Raw genomic sequence first — 11,696 nt, forward strand, 5'->3', positions numbered from 1 at the left:
TGCCGAACGGCACGTACGGTGGTGTGAGAGGGGGATTATATTCCCCCTACTCGATTGTACTGAAGGTTTGAAGCTGTAAATCCTCAGTGTAATTGGCAATATAAGCAAAGAACTGCCGGGAAGAATTAGAAATGCCAAAATGAAAAGTTAATATGCTATAATAATTCTACTTGGCGTCGTCTAAGCGGAACATAAAAACATCTGTCGGGGTGATCCCCAATCTTAGACAGAGCATAGCTATGGATTTTAGAGTAAGTGGTCTGTCTGTTCGAAGCTTCTGCAGCAAGCTTGATGAGATATCCATCTTGGTTACAAGATCATATTGTGAGATTTTCTTCTTTTTCAGTGTACGCCAGAATGGAGCATAAGAAATTATGTCGTCGTAAGATGTGGTTTTAGAACAATTGGTATCCATGATTACTTCCTTTTAATTAATGGACAAGTTTTTAAAATAAAACTTAAAGGTTTAGGTATTGATTATCTTTTGTTTATCAATATCATATAGTTACATCGCATCATGATTGAGCTTCAATTCCTTTTGACACTCAAGTTGCACGCATAATCCCGGAAGCGGGAATGAAATATATCTGTCAAATGACGTCATGCTCCCCCGTACGTCATATCTGAAATTTATCAAAATTATGCTCATGATGCATGATGGTTATTATATAGGGATAAATATCGCGTTATCTATGGAAAAATATTTTATAATTTTTTTATTATTATGTGGCATAATGCTGATTTGTATATCAGAATGGGAAAGAAATAAACTAAAAATTTATAAGTATTCCGTTTCCTCACCCAAGCTTAAAAATGAACATAGATTTGTTTTCCTGTCGGATCTTCATGAAAAACAGTTTGGTGAAGATAATGAAGTGCTGATACGTAAAATAGATGAATTACAGCCTGATTTCATACTTATAGGCGGAGATCTCATAAGATCACATAAGGTACATGAGAACAGAAAATACATTGACAGAGATGCAGTAAGTGTCAGTGTATCTCTCATTGAAAAACTGAATAAAAAGTATAAAATTTATTTTTCTTACGGAAATCATGAACAGAGACTGCTTCAGAAAGCAGGTTTCGATGATTGCAAAGATGCTGTAAAATATGATAAATATATACAGGATATTTCTAAAGGAAAGGCAGAAGAGCTGAAGAGTGCATTGAAGGAAGTATGTGTACTGGATAACAGCTCTGTTTCTTTTGAGGATTTTGATATTACCGGTATCACCTTACCGATGAAATATTATACTCCGTTATTCTTACGCAAGGGTGAAGAATTACCTGAAAGCGACATCAGAGAAATGATCGGTGATCCTGATGATGATAAGTTCCATATCATGATGATACACACTCCCATGTATTATAGAAATGTCATCACGCATGGGGCTGATCTCGTGCTGTCCGGGCATTATCACGGAGGGACAGTATATATTCCGTATTTCGGGGCTCTGATGACACCTCAGTATCAGTTTCTGGTGAAAGAGTGTGCCGGAATGCTTAAGTACAAGAACGGAACACTCATAGTTAATCGTGGGCTGGGAACCCATTCGGTTAATGTGAGGATCAATAACAGGCCGGAGATAAGTTTGATAACCATAAAACCCGGGAAAGGGCAGTATGTCTGAAATTACATATAAACTTGATAAATTCGAAGGTCCACTCGATCTTCTCCTTCATCTTATTGAAAGAGATAAGATAGACATCTTCGATATACCTATAGTCCAGATCACAGCAGAATATCTTGATTATGTGAGTCATATGGAAGAGGAAAATCTGGACATAGTTTCCGATTTCCTTGTTATGGCTGCTACACTGCTTGAGATAAAATCAAGGATGCTGTTGCCGAGAGAGGTGGATGAGGAGACAGGTGAAGAGGTTGACCCGAGAGCTGAGCTTGTGGCACGTCTTCTTGAATACAGAAAATATAAGCTTATGGGTCAGATCCTTCAGGAAAGGGAGGATTTGGCTGACAGATATTTTTATAAGGGACCGACGATTCCAAAAGAAGTTGAAAAGTATGTTCCTCCTATTGATCTCGACGATCTTTTGAAGAAGGTATCTCTCGAAAGTCTCAAAACAGTTTTTGAGGATGTGATGAGGCGTAAGGAAGATTCCATAGATAAGGTTCGTTCCAAGTTCGGTGTCATCAAGAAGGAGAAAATATCTCTGGAAGGACGTATCCGAGATGTGCTCAAGTATGTACGAGGACATCACAAATTTTCCTTCCGTCATATGATACGGAAGAAAAAAGACAAGATGGATGTGGTAGTAAGTTTCCTCGCTATTCTTGAGCTTATGAAGATGGGACGTATAACACTGGTTCAGGAAACACCTTTTGGAGATATGGATATAACGGAGGTTTTGGATCCTGAGATGAAGGATGATGATCTTGACCTTACAAATCTGGAGGACTTGTAGTTGATGAGTAAAAATGAACAATTGAGATTACCTATAGATGAGGAAGATGATCTTGATGCCATAGAGAAAAAGCTTGCTATGGAGATAGACAGGGAGTTTACGGATGAGCTGACGCAGGAAGAAAACATTATTGAGGCTCTACTGTACACAAAGGGCAATTCTGTAAGTCTCGAGGAGATAAAGACTGCTCTGGACTGCGGAGAACGTCCTGCAAAGAAGGCCATCGAGAGACTCATGAAGAAATATGAAGAGCGTAACGGAGGCATCATCATACAGATGGTTGCGAACCATTATCAGATGGCGACAAACCCGGCGTGTTTTGATGCTCTTATCAGAGTCGCAAAGCATCCGAAAAAACCGGTGCTCACTGATATCATCATGGAGACTCTCGCTATAATCGCATACAAGCAGCCTGTTACGAAGGCAGAGATCGAAAGAGTCAGGGGTGTATCCTCGGATCATGCTGTAAATAAGCTTGTGGAGTACGGTCTCGCATATGAGGTGGGACGTCTCAACGCTCCCGGTAGACCTGCGCTTTTTGCCACTACAGAGGAATTTCTGAGGAGATTCGGAATCAGCTCACTTGAGAATCTTCCTAATCTCAACCCTGAGATGGAAGAGGAGATCAAGAAGGAAGTAAATGATGAGGTGGTTGATATCATGGGAGCCATGCAGCCTGAAGACTCAGATGAGGATGCGGAAGTAGAGGCATTGGCACATGAAGAAAATGCTGAGACCGAAGTGACTGTGCAGACAGAAGAAACAACTGAAGACGTAGACAATGAGGAGAATCATGGAGAAGACAATTAAGATAAAGTATCATTCACAGGAAATAGAAAAACTTGAGTATATCGCAGGGAAGAGCGACTGGATAGATTTGAGAGTTGCCGAGAATGTGAGCCTCAAGAAGGGTGACTTCAAGCTCATCAGTATGGGTATCTCTCTTCAGGTGCCTGATGGTTACGAGATGCTTCTTGCACCGAGAAGTTCAACTTTCAAGAATTTCGGACTTATACAGACAAATTCTCTTGGCGTCATAGATGAAACCTATTGTGGTGATAATGATATAATCCGTATGCCGGTTTATGCTACAAGAGATACAGAACTTCATGTAAATGACCGTATATGTCAGTTCAGGATCATAGAGCATCAGCCTCATATCGTATTTGATGAGGTTGAGACACTCGGAAATCAGGACAGAGGCGGGTTCGGTTCTACAGGTAAGAACTGAATATATCTATAAATACATTTTGATGAGATCATCATTGACAGGTTTTCCGGACTGCAGAAAAGCCTTTTAAGATTTATCTCGTCATGCAGGGATGTTCATAATATGTCAGATATAAACATTATAAAAAAATACTTGAGGATAGTGAGTCTGCTTGGGCTTTTACTGCTTCTTACAGCCTGTTCTTCAAAAAAGGCAAATGAACTGAGGCTTCAGGGGATAGAGGAGCTTCAGAAAGCCAAGTATGAGAAGGCCATCGAGACCTTTAATGAAGCTATGGAGCAAAGTGATGGAAAAGTCGGTGAGCTTCAGTTCGATATACTTATGTACAGAGCGGAAGCTGAATACATGAGCGGAGATCTGGAGGCTGCTGAGAAGACCATCGAGACACTCAGACAGGTCAATGGAGATAAGGATGAATATATACGTTTCCAGTCTCAGCTTGATGCAAAGAGACTTGTGTCTCAGGCGACAGAGGCCCTTGATTCCGGTGATCTCGAGACTGCAAGAGCAAGACTTGATGAAGCCGAGGCTCTGGGAATCCGGAATGACAGAGATCTTCAGTATGATGAGGTCGTATATTTGGAGAAAACAGCTCAATGGGAAGAGGCTTACGAAGAGATAAAATCCTACCTTAACCAGTATCCTGATGACAAGGAAGCTCAGAGGGAGGAAAAGTTCCTTTCCACCAGAATATCTGCTCTCAGAAATAATGAGGCCATGACGGCAGGATAATGAACACTCCGTAATATGAATGTATGTCAAAAGTTGATATATAATCTTTTGGCGTAGAACTAATGATGTATGAGCTTTGTCGTACGCGCTATAATATTTATGTTATAGCTGCTATAGTCTAAAATATGTTTTTTGTTGCCCGATGCTTGCATGCATCGGGCTTTTTGATTATACTCGGTGGGTAAAAGTTTGGATTTTAACGATCGGACTTTTGTCGGATAGGAAAACGGAACTTTATTTTCCGGTTTCTGTGATCCGGGCTGGCAAATTTAGATTATGGGCAGGAGGCCACTGATGAAAGCTTACACAGAGATGACAAAAGAAGAGCTTCAAAAGGAGCTTGTGGAACTTAAGAAAGAGTACGCAAGATATCAGGCTATGGAGATGAGTCTTGACATGAGCCGCGGTAAGCCATGTAAGGAGCAGCTTGATCTCAGCATGGGACTTATGGATGCTCTTACAAGCGGAGCCGATATGTACTGCGAAGACGGAACAGATTGTAGAAATTACGGTGTTCTGGGTGGTATCGATGAGGCGAAGGTGCTTCTCTCTGATATGATGGAGAACAATCCTGATAACATCATTATCTACGGTAACTCTTCTCTTAATGTCATGTATGATTCTATCTCAAGATCCATGACACATGGCGTTATGGGAAATACTCCATGGAGTAAGCTTGATAAGGTCAAGTGGCTCTGTCCGGTACCGGGTTATGACAGACATTTCGGAATAACAGAATATTTCGGTATCGAGATGATCAATGTTCCTATGACACCGACAGGTCCTGATATGGACATGGTTGAGAAGCTCGTAAAGGAAGATGAGACCATCAAGGGAATATGGTGCGTACCTAAGTACTCTAACCCGCAGGGCTATAGCTATAATGATGAAACAGTACGTCGTTTTGCCCGCCTTCAGCCTGCTGCAAAGGATTTCCGTATCTATTGGGACAATGCTTACGGAATTCACCATCTGTATGACTGGGATCAGGATTACCTTATCGAGATCCTTGCGGAATGTAAGCGTGCAGGAAACCCGGACATGGTTTATAAGTTTGCATCAACTTCAAAGATTACCTTCCCGGGTTCCGGTATCGCCGCACTTGCAACGTCATCAAACAACCTTGATGATATCCGCAGTCAGATGAAGCATCAGACCATAGGTTATGATAAGGTCAACCAGCTTCGTCATGTTCGTTTCTTCAAGGATATTCATGGTATGGTTGAGCACATGCGTAAGCACGCAGACATTATCAGACCGAAGTTTGAGATGGTTGAAAATGTTTTCTCAAAGAATCTAGACGGGCTCGGAATCGGAGAGTGGACAAAGCCTAACGGAGGTTATTTCATAAGCTTTGATACCATGCCGGGATGTGCAAAAGAAGTTGTCGCTCACTGCAAGAAGGCAGGAGTGAAGCTTACAGAGGCAGGTGCCACATTCCCTTATCACAAGGATCCAGAGGATAGAAATATCCGTATAGCTCCTACATATCCGCCACTCGATGATCTCAAGACTGCTGCAAATCTCTTCACTCTCTGTGTGAAGCTCGTTTCAGTAGAGAAGCTTCTTGCATCAAAGACAGGAGAGGACATCAAAAAGCTTGATGATGCTCAGCCTGAAGAGGTAATGGCTACAGCTCAGTAAAGAGATCAGGTCTCACAGAACGTGACATTCAGATGAATATGTCCTGAACGGGTTCATCGGGATACGGCTATGATCATTCAGGACAATATAGTAAAAAAAGAGTTTCCGTAATGCGGAAACTCTTTTTTGAAATAGACGATAATTGAATTTTGTATAGGGAACGATATGATAAGCAACTGAAATATACCGGAGTGGAAACTGCTGTAAAAAAAACAGCGTATATCTTCAGTCAGCTCAGAAGATTTTTTACGATAAAGGCGTATATCTCCTGATTCTTTTCACCCCACTTGATGCACATACGTTCAGCCGATTCCTTATCAGGAACGTTTATGTCTATGGCATAAAGTATGCTGTTTTCTTCTCTTACTTCGGCATGAACGATGTAATCTCCGGTCTCGGTCTCATAGTAATCTGTGTAGTTGGAGGATTCCTGACGGAGCTTCATCTTGTTTTCCTTCAGGAAACGGTTCATATCTTCTACTGCACCTGAGGATATATCATTTCCGAAAAGCTCGATGGTGTTGGAGCCCTCCTGTGTGATCTCGTATCTGGTGGACTTCTTGCTCTGATGAGTCTTTATGAGTCCTGCATCATCAAGATCCGAGATGGCTTGTTGAAGAGTGAAATATGTAGTATATTCGTAGTCCAGAAAAAAACCGCTCAGTTGATTATTTGTTAAAGGGTAATTTACAGTCTTTAATAAATAAAGAATCATTAGTTTGTATAATGTAAGTGGTTCTGTTATCATACTTGTATTTCCTTTTGTTAAATTTGTGTCTCATTATCATAACAAGAAAACAGCTGTATTTCAATGGACATAAGCATTGAAGCTTAGTGAAATAGCGCCAAAGCTTTAAATTTACTTTAATAAGGTCTTTTTCTGTGTTAATATATACTTTCATGGAGAAAATTAAGAAATGAAAGAACGCATAAATAAACTAGCCAGAGGTATAGTTGAGCTTGACAAGCCTGTACTCAAAATGAGTGATACTTCATTTAAAGGCACAGTCAATATCGGTGAGCTAGCAAAATTTGAATTTATCATATATTCGGAAAACGGAATACTGTTAAAGGGACTTATATATTCTGACAATCCGCATGTGACTGTACAGAAGGATGCTTTCGGAGGTATCCGTTCCCTCATCAGATGCGTGGTGGATACACGTAAGATGAAGGATGGAGACAAGATTGAAGGGCAGCTTTATATCGTATCGAATGGTGGCGAGGTAAAGCTGACCTATTCTTTTGATGTCAGGTCAACATATAAATCCAACGAGATAATATCGGGGCTTCATACCGCAGAGGATTTTATCAGATTCTGTGATGAAGACCCTGATTTTGCTGTACGTGTTTTTGACTACAGTGATTTTCAGGATGCGGAGTTCATGCAGGACTCTAAGCTTTTTACTATTTATCAGGGCCTGAAGAGCGGACATGACAGAAAGATCGCTTTGGAGCAGTTCCTTTCGGTATTGGGTTCCCCGAAAAAAGACGAAGACAACAGTTCGGATACGGAGACTGAAGATAGCAGTGAGGAGACCGCAGAGACTGAAGCAGTGCCTTTGCTTCAGGAGGTTTATGCGTTGGAGCTTGATGATAAGCCTCTTATAGAAAAGGCTGCCGGTATATGTATCAGAGAAGGTGCCACAGATAAGATGGCTTTCGATATTTATCAGAGAGCTATAGAGATGGGATCGAACATAACTAGACTATACGAGTATTATATGTTCGCCATGCCTAAGGGATGGAAGGGAGAGCTTCCCAGAGAGGTATATCTCTATTTTGATTATGAAAGTACCATGGAAGAAAATATGAAGCTTCCATTGTATTACAACATACTGATGAACTTTGATGAAACAGATGATGTTTATCAGAGATATGAGAAGAAGATACAGAGCTTTGCCATCGATAAGCTCTTAAGATCTGATTTTGACGAGAGACTAAGTGTTATCTATGACAGGATGATCCTTTCTGATATGATCGATGAAAGAATCGCTTCGGTACTTCCTGCCATACTGAGATCCTATAAGGTTACGACAGATGATAAGAGAATGAGCTATGTCGTGATCAAGTACAGAGAGCTGAATCGTGAGGAGATGTACGCTTTAAAGGGCGGCTCTGCATATGTTCCTGTATTCTTCGATAACAGCGAGCTTCTTTTTCAGGATGACTACGGAAACCGGTATACAGATGTATCCCATAAGCTTACGAGGATCATGCATAAGGAGGAGCTCGAAAAGAAGTGTTTCGAGATACTTCCGGAACATGCCATGCTCAAGCTTCTGAGGGCAAAGAATGTGGCTTCGGAGGGTATCACCAATATAGGACAGCTTAGACTGATAGAGGAGATAGCCTCCGATATGGATATATCGAGACCGTATCTTTCCAGTCTTGAGCATGCAGCGCTTCTTTATCATGAGAAGTATACAAAGGATTCAGATAAGAATATCGATGATTCAGATATTGAGTTCCTGAGAAATATAGATGTGACCAGCCACAGCAGTGAAGACGTAGACATTATCCTGAGAACCTATATAAAGCTGAATCTTTTCAAGGATGCATATAAGCTTTTACGCGAGACGGGAAGTACAGGTATCAAGCGTACATATCTTGAAAAGCTCGGACGTTTCCTCATCAGTGATGAAAAGACAGCTCATACAAAGGATGTGATGCTGCTTGCCCGAAAGATCTTTAAGATGGGTACCAGCGATAAGGATATAATTTCATATCTTCTCAGAGAGTATAACGGTCTCTCAGGAGATATGCTCGCCATACTCAGACAGGGAATAAAGACCGATGCTGATGTTCAGGACATGACTGAGAGACTCCTTGCACAGATGCTTTTCTGCTGGGCAGAGGAAGGTCTCGATGATGTTTACCATATATACAGGGAACAGCCTGTCACTCAGAATGTTCTGATCAGAGCTTATATAACAAAGCGTTCTATAGACTATTTCATACTCGGACAGAGCATATCAGAGGATATCTTTAAGGATATATACGGAATCATCCGGGATGAAAAGATAAAGGACAGAGTTCCGATGATCTATCTGCTCACCATGTCAAAGTATATGTCTGAGAACAAGAAGCTAAACGCTGAAGAGAAGCTGGTTCTGCAGGATGTTGTAGACATTCTTATTCAGAAAAAGCTGGTCTTCGCTTATACCAGAACACTCAGTGATGTTATACGCATACCTGACTGGATCATGGATAAATACTATATCGAGTATCATGGCGATAAGACTGTGAGACCTACACTCCAGATGAGGATACTTCCAGATGAGCAGGACTTTGAGGAAGAGGAGATAAGCAGGGTATACCAGAATATCTATGTGAGACCTGTTACCCTTTTCACCAGAGAAAAGGCCGAGTACCAGATATTTGATGAAACAAAGGGAGAGGATGTGGCTGCGAGCGGCACAATCAAGGCCGATAACAGCATTCGCCATAAGGGCGACACCTTTGATGTCCTGAATGAGATGTCGGATCTTCTCGGACAGGATAATGACAGAGAGCTTCGCGAAGTCATGCTTCGCTATGTGAAAAATGAATCAGTTATCGATGAGCTTTTTACCAGAGAGTTGATTGAAACAAAAGATAAGGAGCAATAATTAAGTGAATCGCTATATTGGAATTTCACTAAATGATGATTATACGTGCATTTGCATAAATGACAAAACAGTGTCCAGATTTCAGCCTACGGTTATCGCCAAGGATAAAACGGAGGACAAGTGGACCATAGGAGAGGATGCCTACAAGGCAACTCTTGCAGGTTCGGGAGTGATCGTGGACAAGCTGCTCAGTCTTCTGGAGAAAAACGGCACGTCTACCATAGCAAGGGTAAAATATAAGGCTATAGACATACTTTCCCATTATTTTCGTGAGCTTTTAGGCAAGGACAGCAATAAGACCGAAGATGATATAGTAGCCGTATCCATCAGGAAGCCGAATCGTGAGATCGTGAACAAACTGAAGGAGGCTCTGGTTAAGGCCGGGGTACCAGAGGACAATGTCTACATCATGAGTCATACGGAAAGCTTTGCACACTTTGTGCTTGATCAGGATAACAGCCTGTTCAACCGGATGGTCGGTATGTTTGAGCTTAACAATCAGTGTCTTTACTACTATGAGATGCATGTATCCAGAGGTACGAGACGTTATGTGATGGTTGGCTCAGAGGCTGAGGAAGAGGCATTCAGCCTGGATATACTGAAGACTACCTCCGGTGGAAAGATAGCAGACAAGATACTCACAACAGTTGCGGACAGAGTTATGAGCAATAACTCATATTCGGCCATCTTCTTATCAGGAAGAGGATTTCAGGATACCAACTTTGCGGCAAATTTCATGAACTTTATCTGTAAGAGAAGAAGAGTTCTTATTGAGCCCGGTATGTTTGCCATCGGAGCAGAGATATATGTAAAGAATCTTGCCGAGGGCAAGAGTGAAGATTACATGATACTTTGCGATACACGCTGCAGCTCCGATGTGTCTGTAAAGGTCATGATGAACGAGAAGCTGGAGACTCTTCCTATAGTTCGAGCAGGTGAGAGCTGGATGGATACCAGCTCATGCTATGAGATGATCCTGGATGATCAGGATTATATCGATTTTCAGGTCACTACCATAACGAAGCCTCAGAGACCTATCAGACTTCGCATGATGCTTGATACATTCCCTGAAAGGGAAAAACGTACCACACGTATCCGTATGTCTACAGAGTTTTCAGATGCGGATACCTTGAAAGTCACTGTGAAGGATCTTGGTTTCGGAGACATTTATCCTGCTTCGGATATGGAGATCGTTGAAGAAATAGATTTGTCGGAAAAATAAACATTAGGAAGAATCATGGCTTTACTATTATGTAATAAGGGTGCTAGACATCCGTTCTACTATGAACAACTAGATATCGACCTTTGGTCCATACAGGAGCTGAGCTATGTGATATACAAGTATCCTGTTATCATTCCACCCGATTTTGTGGATCATAAGCTCAGCAGCTGGCTGAGAGATGAGCTCAATATGGGTATACTTGCATCAAAGCTTGAGCAGTTCATGAATGCGGGAGAAGATGGCAATCAGGAAAGACTGCTCCTTATGATCCTTAGGGAGAGTAACTATTACACTCAGGCTGAGATCGTCCGTTTTGAAAATGAATATAAGAAGCTCAGAAATATAGAAAAGCATACTTTTCTGAATATGCTGGGTGACACCTATTTTCGTATGGAAAGGTACGGCAAAGCTATAGAATCTTACGAGGAATCATTATTTTTGAAATCAGATTTCAATGTACAGATGAAACTTGCCGGAACTTATGTTACAGTAATGCAATATCAAAAGGCATCTGATCTCTATGAAGAGGTCTTCGTATCCACAGGATCAGAAGAACCTCTCAGAAAGCTGTATTTTATCTGTAAGCTTGAGCCTTCCATCAGGACCATAGAGAAGTATCTCGATAATATAGATACAGAATCACTTGCAGGATGGGAGCTCGAGTACAATAATGTGCAGTCGGCAGCCGAGCACGGAACACGTGCCGGTGAGATCCATGATATATATCAGAAAAATCGTTCAGCTTTCCGTGAACATGCGAAGATCATGATCCTGAAATGGAAACGGGAATACCGTGCGAAGATCTGAATACATAACTATAGAAAGGTAC

The 11,696-nt window shown here is 41.4% G+C and carries 11 protein-coding genes; 9 read left to right on the plus strand and 2 right to left on the minus strand.

Annotation, left to right across the window (positions count from 1 at the left end):
* Positions 1–166: 166 nt before the first annotated feature.
* Positions 167–415, minus strand: a complete 249-nt coding sequence (locus BXO88_RS17175) for a helix-turn-helix domain-containing protein (protein WP_256363675.1) — start codon at positions 413–415, stop codon at positions 167–169.
* A 460-nt stretch (positions 416–875) separates the two neighbouring features.
* Here BXO88_RS17175 and BXO88_RS11465 point away from each other — a divergent pair, with 460 nt between their 5' ends.
* The 6 genes from BXO88_RS11465 to BXO88_RS11490 all read left to right on the plus strand — a co-directional run bounded on the left by BXO88_RS11465 (position 876) and on the right by BXO88_RS11490 (position 6,034).
* Entirely contained in the window at positions 876–1,634 is a 759-nt protein-coding gene (locus tag BXO88_RS11465) for a metallophosphoesterase (protein ID WP_242945211.1), read from the plus strand.
* Positions 1,627–2,427 carry a segregation and condensation protein A gene (locus tag BXO88_RS11470; RefSeq protein ID WP_078037872.1) on the plus strand — a complete coding sequence of 267 codons (801 nt, stop codon included), beginning with the start codon at positions 1,627–1,629 and terminating at the stop codon, positions 2,425–2,427. The genes BXO88_RS11465 and BXO88_RS11470 overlap by 8 nt, the downstream gene beginning before the upstream one ends.
* Before the next feature lie 3 nt (positions 2,428–2,430).
* Complete coding sequence (gene scpB, locus BXO88_RS11475) at positions 2,431–3,237, plus strand: SMC-Scp complex subunit ScpB (protein WP_139355578.1); 807 nt, start codon at positions 2,431–2,433, stop codon at positions 3,235–3,237.
* Positions 3,221–3,658: a dUTP diphosphatase gene (locus BXO88_RS11480; protein ID WP_078037873.1), complete on the plus strand. Its 438-nt coding sequence runs from the start codon at positions 3,221–3,223 to the stop codon at positions 3,656–3,658. Before scpB ends, BXO88_RS11480 begins: the two co-directional genes overlap by 17 nt.
* Positions 3,659–3,760: 102 nt before the next feature.
* On the plus strand, positions 3,761–4,390 hold the full coding sequence (locus tag BXO88_RS11485) for a tetratricopeptide repeat protein (RefSeq protein ID WP_078037874.1): 630 nt from the start codon (positions 3,761–3,763) through the stop codon (positions 4,388–4,390).
* A gap of 294 nt (positions 4,391–4,684) precedes the next feature.
* A complete protein-coding gene (locus BXO88_RS11490) occupies positions 4,685–6,034 on the plus strand; it encodes an aminotransferase (RefSeq protein WP_078037875.1) in 1,350 nt (449 codons plus the stop codon).
* A 229-nt stretch (positions 6,035–6,263) separates the two neighbouring features.
* Here BXO88_RS11490 and BXO88_RS11495 read toward each other — a convergent pair whose 3' ends face one another.
* Positions 6,264–6,782, minus strand: coding sequence for a DUF4364 family protein (locus BXO88_RS11495; protein WP_078037876.1), 519 nt, complete (start codon positions 6,780–6,782; stop codon positions 6,264–6,266).
* Positions 6,783–6,951: 169 nt separating this feature from the next.
* Between BXO88_RS11495 and BXO88_RS11500 the strand changes: the two genes are divergently transcribed.
* The 3 genes from BXO88_RS11500 to BXO88_RS11510 are packed head-to-tail and all read left to right on the plus strand — an operon-like array spanning position 6,952 to position 11,674.
* Entirely contained in the window at positions 6,952–9,645 is a 2,694-nt protein-coding gene (locus BXO88_RS11500) for a DUF5717 family protein (RefSeq protein WP_078037877.1), read from the plus strand.
* A 4-nt stretch (positions 9,646–9,649) separates the two neighbouring features.
* Positions 9,650–10,867, plus strand: coding sequence for a DUF5716 family protein (locus BXO88_RS11505; RefSeq protein WP_078037878.1), 1,218 nt, complete (start codon positions 9,650–9,652; stop codon positions 10,865–10,867).
* A gap of 15 nt (positions 10,868–10,882) precedes the next feature.
* Positions 10,883–11,674: a tetratricopeptide repeat protein gene (locus BXO88_RS11510; protein ID WP_139355579.1), complete on the plus strand. Its 792-nt coding sequence runs from the start codon at positions 10,883–10,885 to the stop codon at positions 11,672–11,674.
* Positions 11,675–11,696: the final 22 nt, after the last annotated feature.

This window comes from Oribacterium sp. C9 (assembly GCF_002007235.1).
Lineage (GTDB): Bacteria > Bacillota > Clostridia > Lachnospirales > Lachnospiraceae > Oribacterium.